The sequence below is a fragment of the Glycomyces sp. MUSA5-2 genome (genome assembly GCF_037034145.1).
GTDB lineage: Bacteria > Actinomycetota > Actinomycetes > Mycobacteriales > Micromonosporaceae > Glycomyces > Glycomyces artemisiae.
In genome coordinates this window covers 68,590-85,624 of sequence record NZ_JBAGKG010000012.1, presented here as the reverse complement: position 1 = coordinate 85,624, position 17,035 = coordinate 68,590, and the positions used below count along the sequence as shown (strand labels likewise).

The following is a 17,035-nucleotide window of genomic DNA, read 5'->3' as shown; positions in this document are numbered from 1 at the left end:
GCTTCCTTCTGTTTCGAGATCGGAGGGGCGGGCCCCCTCGGGAGCCCGCCCCATTGGTCGAATTACTCGGCCGCGTGCGTGATGTGGTCGTAGTTCAGGCACTGCTGGTCGAGCGACGGCGCGACGCCGACGTTCTGGCCGCAGATCTGCCAGTGCGCCGCGTCCGAAGCGTCGAGGTTGGCGACCGACACGTCGCCGGCCTGGATGCCGGACTGGGGGCCGGAGCCGATGTGGTCGCGGTTGTCGCAGACCTGGCCGAACGACTGGGCGAACACGTTCTGCCCGCAGATCTGCCAGTGGGCCGCGCTCGACGCGTCCACGTTCACCAGGCTGACCGGGCCGGCCCAGACGCCCGAGCTCTGAGCCATGGCGGTGCCGGCGGAGCCGAGAGCGGCGACCGCACCAGCGGCGGCGGCGACGACGGTGAGAGCCTTGCGCATTGTTTCTTTCCCCGTTCTCTGTCGGATTTCTTGGTGCTCCTCGGGTCCGGGCCGCCCTCCCGGGCGGCCCGGCCTGGGAAGTCCTACTCGTTCAGGTGGTCGTAGTTCAGGCACTGCTGGTCGAGCGACGGCGCGACGCCGACGTTCTGGCCGCAGATCTGCCAGTGGGCGGCCGAGGAGGCGTCGAGGTTGGCGACCGACACGTCACCCGCGTCGATGCCGGACTGGGGGCCCTCGCCGATGTGGTCGCGGTTGTCGCAGACCTGGCCGAAGGACTGGGTCAGGACGTTCTGGCCGCAGATCTGCCAGTGCGCCGCGGAGGAGGCGTCGATGTTGACGAGGCTGACCGGGCCGGCGGCGACACCGGAGCTGGTGCCGGCCATGGCGGGGGAGGCGATGCCGGCGGTGGCGGCGGCGGCCGCGGCGGCGACGTAAAGAACCTTGCGCATGATGTGCGGTTTCCTTCTGGGTTGCGCGCCCGTTCGTTCGGGCGTCTTCATGTGGTTTCCCCGCCTCAGAGGAGGCGGCGGTGACTGACGGCCTGCCGCGCGTCGGCGCGCCGGAGTCTCCGGGATCTCGTCCCGGGTTCCGTTGGGAGTTTCGAAGGCGGACTTCGGTTCCCGCGCGTCGACGCGCGGCGGCGCTAGTCTGGGGCGACGGACAGCTCGGCGGCGCGGTCCAGCGGCCGCCCCAATTCCCCGATCACCGTGCGGGAGAGTGACACCTCTTCCCCCCCGGCGGACGGGGAGACGCAGACAGCGTTGTGGCCGCTGTCGACGCTGATACCGGCGGTCGAGCCAGTGGCTCCACCGGGGATGATCTTCAGGTCCGGAAGCGCGGCGCCGTGGTACCCCCACGGCTTCGCGGCGGTGCGCGGCGTGCCGTGCACCTCTTCGACCTCGGACCGGTCCGTCCCCCGCGCGCCGTCATCGGCCGCGGAGCACTCGAAGGCGGCGGCCGGCCGGCCGCTGGGCGCTCCTTGGAGCGCCGCCGCCACCTCGCTGGAGTCTGCATTCGCCGCAAGTGTGGTGAAGCTCGGCTGTCCTGCGGCAGCGGCGAGGACGCTCCCGGGCGTCGTCGCGTCGCCGAACCGCAGGCCATCGGTCACCAGTCGCGCCAGGTCGCCGACCGGATCGGTCGGGGGCGCGACAGTCTCATAGACACCGGACACCGCGGGGGCGGGGCGGTCCGCAATGGACGCCGTTCCCTGCACGAGGGTTCCCACCAGCGGTGCCACTACTTCGGCGGTGCCGTCTCCGACGGACTTGTCGTCCAGGTCGAGCAAGCCGGGGTCGCCCGGCAGCATCGTGCGCACGGTGCCGTCCGTCTCGTCCACCAGCGTTCCCGTCGAGTCGGCAAGGCCCGACACCAGCCCCGTGACCTCCCCCTGCACCGCCGGCGGCCGATGTCCCTGCTGGTTCTGCGGGACCAGTCGCGCGGCCAGGCGCGACATGTCGGACACCTCTGCGGAGAGGGGGTCGGTCATCGCGGCTAGGCCTTGTGATGACGCGGAATCGTCTGATGCCCAAGCGGACGCCGCCATCGCGAAGGCCCCTAGAAGCAGGGACCCGAATGCTGTGAGCGCGGCGCCGAGGAGGAGCCGGAGCACGCTGGCGCGGCGGGTGTCCCCGCTGCCTCCGGCGATGCGTCCCATCGTCTCCCCCGTCGTCCTGAACCTGAGCGCGAGCGGTCTGGCCGCTCGCACCTAAAGAACGAGACCGGACCAACGGTGGATACGGGGTGAATCAGATTTTCTAGCCAAAATAGGGCGAGAAGGACTCACAGTCCCTGCTTGCTCACCCGCAGCACCGCTTAACAGACTGTTTACATGTGATCAACGAGCGGGAAATTGCCCTTTGGGAGCGTGGCAGCACAGCTTCACGGCTGGACCGCGTATGAAGAAGGGCTCCCACCGATGGCGATCAAAGCCGAGTACATCTGGATCGACGGCACCGAGCCGACGGCCAAGCTGCGTTCCAAGACCAAGATCCTCGGAGCCGGTGAAGAGCCGGGGATCTGGGGCTTCGACGGCTCCAGCACCAACCAGGCGGAGGGCCACACCTCCGACTGCGTGCTGCGCCCGGTGAAGTCCGTCCCGGACCCCATCCGCGGCGGCGACCACCTCCTGGTCCTGTGCGAGGTCCTCGACATCGACTTCACCCCCCACCCCTCCAACACCCGCGCCGCGACCGCCGAGATCGCCGAGAAGTACGCGGGCCAGGAGTCCTGGTTCGGCATCGAGCAGGAGTACACCTTCATGGTGGGCGACCGCCCGCTCGGCTTCCCCGAGGGCGGCTTCCCCGCGCCGCAGGGCGGCTACTACTGCGGCGTCGGCGCCGACGAGATCTTCGGCCGCGAGATCGTCGAGAAGCACCTCGACAACTGCCTCGCCGCGGGCCTGCCGATCTCCGGCATCAACGCCGAGGTCATGCCCGGCCAGTGGGAGTTCCAGGTCGGCCCCGCGTCCGCCCTCGAAGTCTCCGACTCGCTGTGGCTCGCGCGCTGGCTGCTCTACCGCACCGCCGAGGAGTGGAACGTCTCCGCCACGATCGACCCCAAGCCCGCCAAGGGCGACTGGAACGGCGCGGGCTGCCACACCAACTTCTCCACCAAGGCGATGCGCGAGGACTACGAGCCCATCATCGCCGCGTGCGAGGCCCTGGGCGAGAAGGCCGCCGAGCACATCGCCGTCTACGGCGACGGCATCGCCGACCGCCTCACCGGCGCCCACGAGACCGCCCACTACACCCAGTTCTCCTACGGCGTCTCCAACCGCGGCGCCTCGATCCGCATCCCCTGGCAGGTCGAGAAGGACAAGAAGGGCTACCTCGAAGACCGCCGCCCCAACGCGAACATGGACCCCTACCTCGTCACCGGCAAGATCGTCGACACCGTCTGCTCGGCCCTGGAGAAGAAGGGCCTGGTCTAGCAACCGGCTTGCAAGGGGCGCTGCGGATTCCGCAGCGCCCCTTTCGCTTTGCCCCCGTACTCCGGGACCGTCCCGCTTCGCACCCGCCGCCCCTTCGGCCCTCTGCTATGGTCGTTTCGGTCATAACCGAATAACCCTCGGATAGCAACCGGCAGGAAGCGAACGACCATGACCCCGGACGAACCCTTGCAATACTCCATTTTGGGCACCTGCGTGACCCGCGACGCCGCCGACGTCGGCCGCGCTCCGCTGAACCGGCCCGTGAAGTTCTTCTCGCGCACGCGCATCCAGAGCATCGTCTCGACGCCCTCCCCGATCGACCCGGCCGAGATCACCACCGACAACGTGTTCAACCGGCAGGTCATCCTCCAGGAGCACCGCAAGACCGCGGCGCAGACCCTCCCGAGGCTCGGCCACCCGATCGTCATCGACCTCGGAGACGAGCGCCTCCCGATGGTGCACACCGGCCACGGCATCGTCACGGCCACCAAGTCCTACAAGCAGGACTTCCTCGGCCGCCAGGGCCACCGGAAGGTCCCCGAGGACACCGAGCTGCGCCCCGACGGCCCCTTCGCCGACGCCTGCCGCCGCTTCGCCGCCCTGCTGCGGCCCGACCAGCGCGTGATCGTCCACCGCACGTTCTGGGCCCTCCGCGAGGCCGACGGCTCCCCCGTGCGCCGCATCGACGAGTCCATGCGCCGCAACGCCTGGCTCGCACCGGCCTACGACCACCTCATCGCGGCCCTCGGCCCGCGCGCCGTCGTCGTCTCCATGCCCGAGGAGCTCCGCATCCCCGACCCGAACAGCCGCTGGGGCCACGAGCCGTTCCACTTCATCCCCGAATACCACGACCACCTCGCCGCCCGAATCCGAGCAGCGGCCGCCGCCCCCGCGGCGGTCGGGGCCTAATCGGGGTCAGCGCCGGCCGAGCATCCGCCGGGCCGCGCGGCGGACCCGCTCGGTCAGCCGCCGTTCGAGGACCTGCTTGCGCTGCTCCAGCGCGCGGTTGCGCTTCTGGAGCCGCTGGATCTCCTCGCGGGCCTCGGCCAGCTCCTCCTTCTGGCGCTGGGACACACCGACGAGCCGCTCCATCGGGTCCTTGCTGTAGCCGTTGACGAACACGGCCTTGTGCAGGGTCTTGAGCCGGTGCGCCCCGAAGAGGTCCTTGACCTTCTGGTCGATGTCGCTGCCGAGCGCTCCGTGCCAGGCCGCGCGGGCGAAGGCGGGCCGCCATTCGAGGCGGATCCGGCCGCCGCCCGGGAGGTCCACGGTGACGAGGCCTTTGCCGTGTTCTTCAGCCAGGTCGACCAGCGTCGGGATGATCTCGGCGGTGGGCACGACCCCGCAGGGCAGCACCAGGCGCCACGGCACCGAGGGAGCCGCGGTCGGCACGTGCTTCACCAGCTGGATCCGCTCGTCGTGGCGGAACACCTCCTGGACGGCGAACGCGTCGAGCTGCGGGTGGTCGATCGTGCCCTGGCGCGCGCCGAGCCGTCCAGGCCAGTCGCCGACGAGGAAGACCCGGATGTCGGTGCGCGAACCCGCCAGCAGCGGGGCGACGCAGTCGACGACCGTCTCGAACTCGAATCCGCGGGTGTCGACGACGACGTCGGCGAAGGGCACCTCCCACTTGAGGTGGCCCAGCACGGGGCGGTGCGGCGAGTCGGGCACCCGGTGCATGACGAAGGGGCGGCGGAACTTGGCGCCCGAATCGGGGTTGGACTTCATCTGGGGGATGCCGAGGTGCCAGCTGCGCCCGTGCGGGCCGTCGTCGGGGATGAAGACCGCTCCCGCCAGGGCGAGCCGGTAGGCGAACTCGGTGTCGCCTCCCAGGACCAGGTCCTCGGCGAGCCCGCCGACCGTCGCGAACAGGTCGCGGTTGACCGAGCCGGTGGCGCCGACGAACGCCTTGTAGGCGTCCTTGGTGCGGGCCTTCGCCATACGCTCGGTGCGGTCGAAGAGCTCCTCGCTCCAGGAGTCGAAGCTGCGGCGGAACAGGTCCTCGCAACGGCCCTCACGCGCGGCTGTGTAGACCTGCTCGGGGGTCAGCGAGCCTGGCTCGTAGGTCACGAACTTCTTCTGGCCCACGATCGCGGCGTTGTCGATGAGGTGGTGCCAGCGCATGTGGGACTCGATGTGGCCGGGGAAGACGACCATGTCGGCGTCGAGTCGCAGCACGATGTCCCCGGTGGTGTTCCGGACTCCGAGGTTGACGCCGTTCGCCGAGCCCCAGAACCGGGTGTCGTTGCGCAGGAGGCGGCAGTTCGCCGGGCGGATCTCGGGGAGCCGGAGGGCGGGCTCACTGCCGTCGTCGACCACGACGACCTCGATGAGCTCCTCGGGGTAGGTCTGTACAGCGAGCGAAGCGAGGGTGAGGTCGAGCTTCTCCTGGTCGCGGTAGGCGGGGATGACGACCGAGACGCTGAGGCGCGGCGTCCATTCACCGATGCCGGGGACGTCGAGCAGGGAGTGGTCGTTCCGCCGGATCTCGATGCTCCCGGCCGACCGCTCGCGCTTGACCTGCGGGTAGGCGCGGGCCTTGCCGGTGGGCTTGTCCCAGCTCATCGGGACGAGCCGGGAGTCCGCGGAGTGCTCGGCGAGGCGGCGGGCGAACTCGTCGCGGGCCATGACCGCGGTGTACGAGTACCTGGACTCCTGGTTTCGCCAGTTCCGCAGCCGCTCGGCCTCGTGCTCGGTCATCGGGTTGGCGAACGCTTCGAGCCGATCCTTGACCTCGGCCCGGTAGGGCTTGGCCACGAGGTCGAGCGCGGGCCCGTAGTAGCGCGACCAGAGGCCGAAGTCCTGCTCGTCGCAGCGCAGGCGCTCCTTCAGCGCGAGGAGCAGGGGGTGGCGGCCGCGGTACTGCTGGAGGCTGTAAAGCAGGCTGGACTCGCTGTAGATGGGGATCTCCAGCAGTCGGGCGGAGATCTCGCGGCTGCAGATGACCTCGTCGAGCCAGGCGTCGTCGGGCCATTCGCCGGAGATGGCCGAGTCGATCAGGGTCTTGCGGAAGCACTTCCAGCAGCGCTTGCACGGCTGGCCGGGCTCGCCCCGCACGCAGGACTGCACCAGGACCCGGTCGCCCCAGGTGCCGGAGGTGATCTTCGCGGTGATGACCTCGCCGAGGCCGGCGACGGCGTTCACCGAGCCGAGTCCGACGGCCTCGGTCACGGCCGCCCACTGGGTGATCGGGTGGTCGGCGTCGATGTCGGTGAACTGCTCGTAGCCCAGGCCGTACGCGCCGACCGCGACGGCGCCGACCCCGATGGCGTCGAGTCCGTCGACGTCGGCCATGAGGACGACCGGGATCGCGAACGAGAGCTCGGACGGTTCGTGGACCGGCGCGCCGATCGGCGTCCGGATGTACTCGATGTTGGAGTCGACGACGCGGACGGTCCGTCCGAGCCGCCGCATGTCCTCGCAGGAGGCGAGGGCGGCGTCAGCACGGTACTTGGTCCGGATGTCGCGGTCGGCGAGGTTCGCGCGGTTGAGGAAGTAGAGGCTGCCCTGTGGGAGCAGCGCGGCGAGGGCCGCGGAATCGACCCCGCCCGTGTAGGCGATGCCGGGCCTGCCGGTGCCGGTCTCGACGTCGCGGGGGGCGATGCCGGGGTCGACGGGGCCGAACTCGATGCCGAAGACCTCCCGGACCGTGGCCGCGAGGCGGGGGGAGATCGGACGGTCGAGGACGAGGCGGGTGCCGACCCAGGGCTGCACGGAGGCCAGCGCGGCGACGCCGATCAGGTCCGGGTGGGTCGCGTCGGCCGACCATTCGGGCGGCATCACCGTGATGGCGAGGTCCCCGGAGAGCATCGCGCCGTCGTACGCAGTGTCCCGGTCATCGCTTTCGCGATGGATTCGGAATGCAACGGCGGTCCCGGATTCCTGGGACTGCGTCGACACGTCGATTCTCATTGGTCTTTTGCTTTCTACACGGGGGAAATCGGCTGAATTCGGGCAGGGGTCCTGGTCAGATGCTATCACCGGAAGGGCTGGTCAGACCGGTCCGGCATGGTGCGCAATGCCGTTCGCCGAGGATTTGGGGGGCGGCCGCGGCCGGACCCCGCGTCGCACATGCTACCAGTCGGCCGCGCCCTCGGCGGTCCTCGCGGTCGGCGCAGGAGGCCCTTCCGCGGAGGCGGAAATCTGATTTCCGCCGATGTGGACGATCAATGCTTCCTATTGTCGACACGCTTTTGGACTAGATCTGGTGGACACAATGGCCAAAAGGCAGTCATGTTTGATTGAAGCCGTCCTAGCAATATAAATCGGGGCATATCTGTCTGATACGCTCGCTCACACTTCGCCTATGAGAGAAATTTTCGGAGTATGACGGACATGTTCCCCGGTTCCCTGGAGGCCGCCGCTGTGCCGCCGCGTCTTGGCGGGTTGGCGGGCGGTGTCGTGTTGGAGCAGGTGCTGCGGGCGAGGTCGAGGCGGGGCAGGGAGCTGCTGGCGTCGTTGGCGCTGCCGGGGCGGAGCGACCGGGGTTATGTCGGGTTCGACGCGGGGGTGCGGTCGTCGCGGTTGAACCTGGCGGCGTACTGCGATCTGGCGTACGCGCTGGCGGTGCAGCCGCTGGACGAGGGGGACCAGGCGGCGGCGCTCGCGATGTACGGGCGGGCGCGGAAGGTGCTGGGGCGGGCGGTGCCGGAGCGGGACCAGGTCGCGCATGTGCGGCTGGCGGCGATGGCCGGGGAGCGGGAGCTGGTGGCGTCGCTGCGCAGGCCGTACCGGAAGGTGCCCCGGATGTGGTGGCGCGCAGCGGAGTACGCGCTGGCGCGGCGTGAAGCGCCGGAGGCGCCGGAGCGGTGGCTGCCGGCGTTCCTGGAGTTCGCCGGGTGGGAGGACCTGGTGCTCGGCTCGGCGGGGGCTGAGGACCGCCTGCTCGCGAGGCTCGCGGGCAAAGACGTGAAGGCGGTCGAGGACGGCCCGCTCGTGTCGGTCGTCATGACCTGTTTCCGGCCGGGACCGGAGCTGCTGACGGCCGTGGACTCGGTGCTCGCGCAGAGCTGGCGGCGGCTGGAGCTGCTGCTCGTGGACGATGCGTCGGAGCCGGAGTACGAGCCGGTGCTGCTCGAAGCGGCCGCGCGGGACGAGCGGGTGCGGCTGCTGCGGCAGCGGGCGAACGGCGGGACGTACCGGGCGCGGAACCGGGCCATGGGGGTCGCCGAGGGCGCGTTCGTCACCGGGCTGGACTCGGACGACTGGGCGCATCCGCGGTGGCTGGAGCGCCAGCTCGCGCCGCTGCTGGCCGACGCGGACCTGGTCATGTCGGTCGCCGGGGGGATCCGCTGCACCGCGGACCTCGAACCGGCGATCTCGCCCGTGCAGCGCCTGACCGAGCCGCGGTCGACGTGCGTCATGTACCGCGCCGAGGAGGTGCGCGAGCGCATCGGCTTCTACGACACCGTCCTCAAGGGCGCCGACACCGAGTTCAAGCTGCGCATCCAGCGGACCTTCGGCAGGGAGCGGGTCGCGTTCCTCGACGACATGCTCACCGTCGTGCGCCAGCGCCCCGGCTCGCTCTCCGAAGGGGACGTGTCCGCGGGGTGGACGGCGCCCGCGCGGTACGCGTACGCGTGCGCGTTCCGGCACTGGCACCGGCGCATCCAGCAGGGCCGGTCGCGGCCGTTCCTCGCCGCGTCCGCGCCCGAGCGACCGTTTCCCGCGTCGCGGTCGCTCCTCGAACGGGACGCCGCACCGGACCGGTTCGACCTGGTCGTCGCGGCCGACTGGCGGCGCCTCGACGGGGCCCGCCGGGAGCTGCTGGAGCGGGCCGCCGAAGCGGCCGAGGCGGGGCAGGAGGTCGGGCTCGTCCACGCCGTCGCGTGGGAGCGCCTCGACTCGGGGCTGTCCGCGATCGCCCCGCAGGTGCTGGCGTTCGCCGCCGAGCACGGCCTGGACTTCCCCGACCTCGACCGGGTCGACGTCGACCTGCTGTTGGCCTCCGACGAGGCGCTGCTCGCCGACCTCAGCGCGGACCACGGCCTGGACGGTGTCCGCACGGAGGCCGCGAAGGAGGGCGGTGTCCCGGTGGCTGATGTACCGAAGCCGGTGCGGCGCTTCAGGACCAAGGACCTGCTGCTCGGGGCCGCCGCGTCGTGCGCGATCGCGCTCGCCGCGGTGGTCGCGCTCGCGACCGGGGATTCGCCGGTGACGGCGCTGACCGCGGTCTCGGCCGGGGTCGCGTCGGCGGCGGCCATCGCCGCGGTCCTCATCGTCCTCGTCCTGGGAAGGGTCCGGCGGTGAAGCGGGCGGCGCGGCGGGCGAAGGCGCTCGTCAAGCGCACGCTGCGGCTCGGCCCGGTGCCGTTCGCGGCCGCCGCGGGGCTCGCCGCGGCCGTGCTCGCCGCCGCCGTCGTCCCCGACCGGCAGTCGGCGCTCGCGGTCGCCGTCGTCGTGGTGCTGCTCGAACTCGGCCTCGTCGCGGTCCTGCTGGCGAGGCTGCTGCGGGCCCTCAAGGAGGCCGCGGTCGCCGCGCCCGAGCCGGTCGAGCCCGCGAAGCCCGCCAGGACCGCGGCGCCCGGGCGGCTGCCCGCGCGCAAGCTCCGTCCGCTGCGGCGCTGGACCGCGCGGCTCAACAACGGGTTCTCCGCGACCGCGCTACCCGAGATGTACCGCTACGCGCGCAACGAGAAGGGCACGTACCTGTTCCGCGCCGCGATGCTCGGCGCGATCGTCGACTGGCGCGAGCGGCGCCGCCGCGAGGCGGCCGAGCCGGTGCGCGGCCGCTTCGACATCGTCCTGGTCTCGAACCTGAACCTCCTGGGCGGCACGACCGCGTCGAACGCCGAGGAGGTCAAGGCCTACCGGGACGCGGGGCTCACGGTCGGCCTGCTCCACCACCCCGTCTACGAGTGGAACGTCGCCCGCGACGTCAACCCGAAGATCAGCGAGCTCGTCGACGGCGAGCGCGTCGTCATGCTCGGCCCCGGCGACGAGGTCGACTGCGACCTCATGATCGTCCGGTTCCCGCCGCTGCTCATGCGGCTCATGGACGACCGCCCGAGCATCAAGGCCGCCAAGGCCGTGCTGCTGGTCAACCAGACCCCGTTCGAGGCGTACGGGCCCGACGGCACCGGCAGGCACTTCTCGTGGGACGTCGCCGCCGTCCGCGACAACCTGAAGTCCTGGGTCGGCGACAGCACCTGGTACGCGATCGGGCCGTCGGTGCGCGAGGCCCTGGAGACCCATCACGGGCCCGAGATGGCGGGCGTGGACCTCGCCGACGACTACTGGTACGGGTCGCTCGACCCCGACCGGTGGCGCCGCGACGGCCCCCGCGAGGCCGACGGGACGATCCGCATCGGCCGCCACTCGCGCGACCACGCCCTCAAGTGGCAGACGATCGCCGAGGACCTCCGCGCGACCTACCCGGACGCGGAGGACATGGAGATCCACGTGCTCGGCGGCACCGACGCCCCCGAGCGGGTGCTGGGGCGGCTCCCCGGCAACTGGACCGGCCATCCCTTCGGGTCGGTCGAACCGGAGGCGTTCCTCCACGGCCTCGACGTCGCCGTGTACTTCACGGCCGAGGACTACGTGGAGGCGTTCGGCCGCTCCCCCATGGAGGCCATGGCCGCCGGGCTCCCCTGCGTCATGCCGCCGCGCTTCGAGCCGCTGTTCGGCGACGGCGGCGTCTACTGCGAACCCGAGGAGGTCGAGGCCGTCGTGCGCGCGCTCATGGAGCCCGGCCGGTACCGCGAGCAGTCGGAGCGGTCGCTCGCGACAGTCCGCGAGCACTTCTCCCACGAGGCGCTGCTGCGCCGCGTCGCCGAGCTCGGCGTCGAGGTGCAGGCCCGATGACCGCCGCGCTCGCCGCCGCCGGGGTCGTCGCCGCGGCCGAACTCGCGGTCATCGCCGTCCTGCTCGCCGCCGTGGCCCGCCGCGCCCGCAACCTCGCGGTCCGCCGCGGCCTCGAACGCGCCGCCGCGCCCGTACCGGCCGAGGACCCGGCCGAGGAGCAGCGCCTGCTCCACGAGAAGTGGGCCGCGCGCCTGGAGCACGGGTTCTCCGCCACCGCACTCGAACCGCTCCTGCGCACCGCCCGCAACCAGGACAACCCGCCCGACCACCGGCTCCAGGTGCTGGAGACCCTCGACGCGTGGCTCCAGGCCGACGAGCTCGCCCGCGAAGCCGCCCAGGAGCGCGACCTCGACGTCCTCATCGTGTCCCACTTCGGACTCCCCGGCGGCAACACCTCCGCGAACGTCGCCGACATCACCGCGCTCACCGCCGCCGGGCTCCGCGTGGGCCTGCTCCACCACCCCGTCTACCGGTGGGACGTCGCCGTCCCCCTCAACACGAAGATCACCGAGCTCGTCGACGGCGAGCACGTGGTCCTCGTCGGCGCGCACGACACCGTCCGCTGCGGCCTCGCGATCGTCCGCCTCCCCACGATCATGGGCCGCCTCATGGACGACCTCCCGAGGATCGAGGCCGGGCGCACCGTCCTCATCGTCAACCAGGTGCCGTTCACCTACTACGACGCGGACGGCGGCCGCCGCCCCCAGTGGGACCCGCGGGCCGTCCACGACACCGTCCAGGCCTGGCTCGGCGACCACACCTGGTACCTCGTCGGCCCCGAGGTGCGCCGCACGCTCGAACGCCACCACGGCGACGCGATCGAGGGCATCGACATCGCCGACGAGTACTGGTACGAGATCATCGAGACCGCCGAATGGCGCCGGGACGCGCGCCCCGACGGCGACGGGCGGATCCGGATCGGCCGCCACACCAGGGACGCGCCCCTGAAATGGCCCGAGACCCCCGAGAAGCTCCTCGCCTGCTACCCCGCCGACCCCGCGTTCGAGGTGCGGGCCCTCGGCGGGGCCGCGACGCCCCGCGAGATGCTCGGGGAGCTCCCGGCGAACTGGACGGAGCTGCCGTTCGGGTCGGTCCCCGCGCGCGAGTTCCTCTACGGCCTCGACGTGTTCGTGTACTTCATCGCCGACGACTGCATCGAGGCGTTCGGGCGCTCCCCGCTGGAGGCGATGGCCGCGGGCGTCCCCTGCGTCATGGACTCCCGGTTCGAGGCGCTCTTCGGCGACGCCGCGGTCTACTGCGCGCCCGAGGACGTCGCCGACACCGTGCGCGCGCTCGCCGCCGACCCCGACGCGTATGCGGCGCAGGCGTTGCGGGCCCTCGCTACAGTCGAGGAGGACTTCTCCCCGGCCGCGCTGGTCCGCCGGGTCGCCCGGCTCGGGGCCGCCGCGCCGGACCGCCCTTGACCTGCGCCTGCGGACGCGGGGAGGCCGTCCCCCGCGAACTCTGGCGACCAGCGTCGGCCGCCCTGCATGCTAGGATCGCCTCGGCCCGGTGTGCGCCTCTCGCAATCCTCTTTCCTTTCTCCTGATGGCTGACTGACTGCATTCATGACCTCGACGACTTCCGCGACTCCGCTGCCCGCACAGCAGTCCACTCCCACGGCGCCCGCCGACCCCGGTCCGCACGCCGCGGAGCTCAGGCAGGCATTGCTCGACGAAGCGAGGTCGCAACCGGTCGAAGCCCTCTACGCCACGACGGTCCGCACCCGCTCGGCGCTCGCCGTCGAGCTCGCACGCGAACTCGCCGCCCCCGGCCTCTCCCGCGAGGAGCTCGTGGCCCTCGCCGAAGCCGACGCGCCCGACACCTCCGGGATCGACGCCGCGCGGCTCGCCGGGTATGCGGCCGCGCTGTCGCGGCGGCGGGAGTACCGGGACGCGTATGCGCTGTTCGGGCTGGCGGAGCGGTTGGATCCGGGGGCGATCGTCGCGGAGTTCCAGGTGCGGTACGCGGAGGCGGCGCTGGCGGCGACCGGGTCGGCTGCGGGGGTGCTGGAGCGGTTCGACGGGATGGTGCCAAGGTGGCGGCATGCGTTCGAAGCCGATGAGGCGCATCCGGACCGGGGCGGGGACGAAGCGGCGTGGCTGGAGCGGTTCCGGGTGCTCGCGGGGATGCCCGATCTGGAAGTGGCCGAAGGCGACGGGGTGCGGTTCGACCGGCTCGGGGCCGGGCCGGCCGCGCCGGTGCGGACGCAGCGGCGGATCAGCGTGGTCATGACGTGCTTCAAGCCGGACGAGACGCTGTTCACGGCGGTGAACTCGGTGGTGGCGCAGAGCTGGCAGAACTGGGAGCTGCTGCTCGTCGACGACGCGTCGGGGCCCGAGTACGGGGAGATCCTCGCCAGGGCGGCGGCGCTCGACGAGCGGATCAGGCTGTTCCGGCTGCCGGAGAACTCCGGGACGTACAAGGCGCGGAACCGGGCGCTCATGGAGGCCAAGGGGGTCTTCACGACGGGCCTGGACTCCGACGACTGGGCGCATCCGCGGTGGCTGGAGCGGCAGGTCGCGCCGATGCTCGCCGACCCGGCGCTGGTGATGACCTTCGCGAACTGCATCCGCGTGCGCGAGGACCTGACGGCCGTCCACACCGGACGGCCGGTGCAGGGGCCGCGGTCGACGTCGGTGATGTTCCGGACCGAGCCCGTGCGCGAGCGCATGGGCTACTTCGACGCGCTGCGCAAGGGCGCCGACACCGAGTTCCACTTCCGGTTCAAGGCCGTGTTCGGGAACCGGGCGGTCAAGAAGCTCCAGGGCGAGGTGTTCACGCTCGTGCGACTCGCGGGCGACACGCTCACCTCCCGCGAGATCGACAACGGCTGGCAGCACCCCTCCCGGTCCGCGTACCAGTCCGCGCACCAGCACTGGCGCGAGCGCATCCGCCGCGGCCAGTCCAGCGGGTTCATCGAGGCCGACCAGGTGGAGCGGGAGCTGTACGCGCCCAGCCTGAGCCGCGGCATCCGCCTCGACGGGCGGGAGTTCGACGAGCTGTACGTGCTCGACTGCCGGTTCTGGGAGGACGGGCAGCAAAGGGCGCTCGACCTCGTGCGCGAGGCCGCCGGCGCCGGGAAGCGCGTCGGGATCGCGCACGTCGAGTCGCTGCTGCGCCTGCGCGACGAGCTGCGGCACCTGCGCCCCGAGATCCTCGACTTCCTCAACGAGTCCTCGCACGGCCCGAACCCGGTCGAGTTCGTCGCACCCGTCGACAAGGTCGCGGCCGTGCGGCTCGTCGTCACCGACCCGTCCCTGTGGGAGGGCCGGTCGGACGAGTTCGCGTTCACCGAGACCGGGCGCGTCGAGATGTGGGAGCGGACGATCACGCCGACCGCGGCCCTGAAGACGGCCCTCGTGAAGCAGAAGGGCGCCAAGCGCAGCGGCGAGTCCAAGGAGTCCCGCCCCGACGGGAAGGGCCCGCGCCGCGTCCTCGCCGGGGCGTTCGGCGCCGCGCTGGTCCTGCTGTGGGCCGCAGCGGCCGCCTCGTGGTTCGTCGCGGGCGCCGATGTCGCCGCGGCCCTGACGTTCATCGCCTTGTCCGCGTCGGGCGGCACCGCCGTCGCGGCGCTGTCCTCGGCCGGGTTCGCCCGGTTCAAGGCCCTCCTGCGGCGGGCGGCCCGCCGATGATCGGAGCACGCATGCGCACCGCCAAGAGGCTCGCGCTCGCCGGGGCCGTGTTCGGGGCCGTGACGCTCGCGGTCGCCGCGCTCGCCCTCGCCGCACCGCCCGTCGTGTACCTGCCCGCGATGGCCGCGGTCCTCGCCGGGGAGGCCGCGCTCGTGGTCTACCTGCTGCGCAACCGGATGCGCGACTCCGGGGTCGCGAGCCCGCTGCAACTGCTGTCGCGGCGGCGCCTGCGGGCCGCGCAGCGCGAGACCCGCGCGCTCGCGAACGTGCGCAAGTGGCAGGAGCGCCTCGACGCGGGCTTCGTGTCCGCCGCGTCGCCCGCGCTCGCCTCGATCGCCGCCGACGGCGGCCACACGAGGACCGTCCGCAAGGCCGCGGCCGCCGCGCTCGCGACGCCCCGCGCGACCGGTGCGGGCGCCGAGGAGCGGTACGACGTCGTCATCGCCTCGAACTTCAACCTGCCCGGCGGCACCACCTCCTCGAACCTGAACGAGATCGCGCTGCTCAAGGCCGCGGGGATGCGCGTGGGCCTGGTCCACAACCCGCTGTTCGAGATGCACCCCGGGCGGCCGCTGAACGGGAAGGTCCTCGACGCCGTGGACGGCGACCGGGTCCGCATCGTCGGCGACCGCGCGAAGGTCAAGGCCGACCTGCTGCTCATGCGGTTCCCGCCGTTCGCGTCGCAGCTGCGCGACGACCTGCCCGAGATCGAGGCCGCGCAGCGGATGCTCGTGGTCAACCAGGCGCCCATGACCTATTACGAGGGCGGCGTGGGCCGCAAGCGCGTGTGGGACGTGGACCGCGTGCACCGCAAGCTCACCGGCTGGATCGGCGAGCACCGCTGGGTCACCGTCGGCCCGCTCGTCCACCAGGCGCTGCTCGACTTCCACGCCGACGAGCTCGACGGCGTGGACCTCTCGGCCGACTACTGGTACCCCTCGATCGACCTGAAGGCCACCGAGGTCCGGGGCGAGGAGCCCGTCGGGGACGTGGTGCGCATCGGCCGCCACTCCCGCGACCACCTGTCGAAGTGGCCGGAGCTCGCGGGGCAGCTGCGGGCCTGCTACCCGGCCGGTCCCGGCTTCGAGATCCGCGTCCTCGGCGGCGTCGACGTGCCGCGGCGGACCCTCGGGCGGCTGCCGTCCAACTGGGTGGGCCACCGCTTCGACGAGGTCGCCGTGGGCGAGTTCCTGCGCGGCCTCGACGTGTACGTGTACTACACGTGCTCGTCGTGGCTGGAGGCGTTCGGGCGCGCGCCCGTCGAGGCGATGGCCGCGGGCGTCCCGGTGGTCCTGCCGCCGGTGTTCAAGCCCGCGTTCGGATCCGGGGCGCTCTACGCCGAGCCCGCCGACGTGGCCGCGCTCGTCACCGAGCTGACCGGGGACCACGCGAAGTGGCTGGAGCAGCGCGAGGCGGGCTTCGAGACCACCCGGCGGCTGTTCAGCCACGAGGCGCACCGGGCGCGCTTCCGCGCGCTCGGCCTCGACCTGTAGGAGCGGACCGCAGGCGGCCCCTTACGAGGCGGCGGTGGCCGTGAAGTCCTCGGGGAACGGGAACGACGAGGTCATCTCGCCGCACGCGGCGTCGACCTGCGCGAAGGCCGCGTCCCACGAGCACGTGATGTCGATGAGGTACTGGCCCGCGAACACGAAGTGGTCCTGCCACTTGACGGTGACGCCGTCGATGTCGACCGAGCCGAACCGGTACACGCCGTCGTGGCGGTGCACCACGGTCGGGTAGTAGTTGTCCAGGGAGATGTCCTGGTTCAGCTTCCCGAAGTAGTCGGTCACCAGGTTCGCCTGCGCGTCATAGGAGGACGTGTCCGCGCCCTCGCTGAGCAGGTACGAGGTGACCTGGATGCGGTCGTAGCCGCCCTCGGCGCCCGCCACGTAGAACGTGTACGTGAAGTGGTCGTTCGCGAAGAGGACCTCGCGGTCCTCGCCCTCGGCCGCGGTGAACCCGGCCGGCGCCTCCAGCGCCAGTTCGAGGGGCGCGGTGGGCGCGGGCGGGGCGGTCGACTCGTCGCCGCCCGGGTCCTCGCCGGTGCCGGGGTCGTCCGACCCGGTGCAGCCGGCGGCGAACAGCAGCACGAGTGCGGCGAGTGCGGTCAGCCTGCGCATGGGGCGTTCCTCTCAAGGGGGATCTCGGGCTCCCGACGGGGAAGGGCTCGATACACACTGTACCAAGCGCCCTCCACGGACGAGGCCCGCGAGCAGGGCGCCGACC

The 17,035-nt window shown here is 71.8% G+C and carries 12 protein-coding genes; 7 read left to right on the top strand and 5 right to left on the bottom strand.

Annotated elements, in window-relative coordinates; all coding sequences use genetic code 11:
* Positions 1–62 precede the first annotated feature (62 nt).
* From WA640_RS26050 to WA640_RS26040, 3 genes are all read right to left on the bottom strand, one after another.
* A complete protein-coding gene (locus WA640_RS26050; RefSeq protein ID WP_106364151.1) occupies positions 63–440 on the bottom strand; it encodes a hypothetical protein in 378 nt (125 codons plus the stop codon).
* An 83-nt stretch (positions 441–523) separates the two neighbouring features.
* Complete coding sequence (locus tag WA640_RS26045) at positions 524–889, bottom strand: hypothetical protein (RefSeq protein WP_106364152.1); 366 nt, start codon at positions 887–889, stop codon at positions 524–526.
* Positions 890–1,083: 194 nt separating this feature from the next.
* Entirely contained in the window at positions 1,084–1,926 is an 843-nt protein-coding gene (locus WA640_RS26040; RefSeq protein ID WP_335991773.1) for a hypothetical protein, read from the bottom strand.
* Positions 1,927–2,355: 429 nt separating this feature from the next.
* Here WA640_RS26040 and glnII point away from each other — a divergent pair, with 429 nt between their 5' ends.
* The gene (glnII, locus tag WA640_RS26035) at positions 2,356–3,369 is read left to right on the top strand and encodes a glutamine synthetase (protein ID WP_335991772.1); all 1,014 of its coding nucleotides are present in this window, start codon (positions 2,356–2,358) and stop codon (positions 3,367–3,369) included.
* 168 nt (positions 3,370–3,537) lie between these two features.
* Positions 3,538–4,278 carry a DUF6270 domain-containing protein gene (locus WA640_RS26030; protein WP_335991770.1) on the top strand — a complete coding sequence of 247 codons (741 nt, stop codon included), beginning with the start codon at positions 3,538–3,540 and terminating at the stop codon, positions 4,276–4,278.
* Positions 4,279–4,284: 6 nt separating this feature from the next.
* Here the strand turns inward: WA640_RS26030 and WA640_RS26025 are convergent, their stop codons facing one another.
* A complete protein-coding gene (locus WA640_RS26025; protein ID WP_335991769.1) occupies positions 4,285–7,179 on the bottom strand; it encodes a DUF6395 domain-containing protein in 2,895 nt (964 codons plus the stop codon).
* Positions 7,180–7,704: 525 nt separating this feature from the next.
* On the opposite strand from WA640_RS26025, the gene WA640_RS26020 reads away from it, so the two are divergent.
* The 5 genes from WA640_RS26020 (at position 7,705) to WA640_RS26000 (ending at position 16,302) form a co-directional block, all read left to right on the top strand.
* Complete coding sequence (locus WA640_RS26020; RefSeq protein WP_335991768.1) at positions 7,705–9,618, top strand: glycosyltransferase family 2 protein; 1,914 nt, start codon at positions 7,705–7,707, stop codon at positions 9,616–9,618.
* Entirely contained in the window at positions 9,615–11,174 is a 1,560-nt protein-coding gene (locus tag WA640_RS26015) for a glycosyltransferase (protein ID WP_335991767.1), read from the top strand. The genes WA640_RS26020 and WA640_RS26015 overlap by 4 nt, the downstream gene beginning before the upstream one ends.
* Entirely contained in the window at positions 11,171–12,598 is a 1,428-nt protein-coding gene (locus WA640_RS26010) for a glycosyltransferase family protein (protein ID WP_335991766.1), read from the top strand. Before WA640_RS26015 ends, WA640_RS26010 begins: the two co-directional genes overlap by 4 nt.
* A gap of 144 nt (positions 12,599–12,742) precedes the next feature.
* Entirely contained in the window at positions 12,743–14,809 is a 2,067-nt protein-coding gene (locus WA640_RS26005; protein ID WP_335991765.1) for a glycosyltransferase family 2 protein, read from the top strand.
* 11 nt (positions 14,810–14,820) lie between these two features.
* A complete protein-coding gene (locus WA640_RS26000) occupies positions 14,821–16,302 on the top strand; it encodes a glycosyltransferase (RefSeq protein ID WP_181245769.1) in 1,482 nt (493 codons plus the stop codon).
* 21 nt (positions 16,303–16,323) lie between these two features.
* Here the strand turns inward: WA640_RS26000 and WA640_RS25995 are convergent, their stop codons facing one another.
* Positions 16,324–16,929, bottom strand: coding sequence for a hypothetical protein (locus tag WA640_RS25995; RefSeq protein ID WP_335991763.1), 606 nt, complete (start codon positions 16,927–16,929; stop codon positions 16,324–16,326).
* Between the last annotated feature and the right edge of the window lie 106 nt (positions 16,930–17,035).

What these genes read in the sequence shown, in the direction of transcription:
- WA640_RS26050 (WP_106364151.1), bottom strand. Translation starts at nt 440, where the DNA reads ATGCGCAAGGCTCTCACCGTCGTCGCCGCCGCCGCTGGTGCGGTCGCC.
- WA640_RS26045 (WP_106364152.1), bottom strand. Translation starts at nt 889, where the DNA reads ATGCGCAAGGTTCTTTACGTCGCCGCCGCGGCCGCCGCCGCCACCGCC.
- WA640_RS26040 (WP_335991773.1), bottom strand. Translation starts at nt 1,926, where the DNA reads ATGACCGACCCCCTCTCCGCAGAGGTGTCCGACATGTCGCGCCTGGCC.
- glnII (WP_335991772.1), top strand. Translation starts at nt 2,356, where the DNA reads ATGGCGATCAAAGCCGAGTACATCTGGATCGACGGCACCGAGCCGACG.
- WA640_RS26030 (WP_335991770.1), top strand. Translation starts at nt 3,538, where the DNA reads ATGACCCCGGACGAACCCTTGCAATACTCCATTTTGGGCACCTGCGTG.
- WA640_RS26025 (WP_335991769.1), bottom strand. Translation starts at nt 7,179, where the DNA reads ATGCTCTCCGGGGACCTCGCCATCACGGTGATGCCGCCCGAATGGTCG.
- WA640_RS26020 (WP_335991768.1), top strand. Translation starts at nt 7,705, where the DNA reads ATGTTCCCCGGTTCCCTGGAGGCCGCCGCTGTGCCGCCGCGTCTTGGC.
- WA640_RS26010 (WP_335991766.1), top strand. Translation starts at nt 11,171, where the DNA reads ATGACCGCCGCGCTCGCCGCCGCCGGGGTCGTCGCCGCGGCCGAACTC.
- WA640_RS26005 (WP_335991765.1), top strand. Translation starts at nt 12,743, where the DNA reads ATGACCTCGACGACTTCCGCGACTCCGCTGCCCGCACAGCAGTCCACT.
- WA640_RS26000 (WP_181245769.1), top strand. Translation starts at nt 14,821, where the DNA reads ATGCGCACCGCCAAGAGGCTCGCGCTCGCCGGGGCCGTGTTCGGGGCC.
- WA640_RS25995 (WP_335991763.1), bottom strand. Translation starts at nt 16,929, where the DNA reads ATGCGCAGGCTGACCGCACTCGCCGCACTCGTGCTGCTGTTCGCCGCC.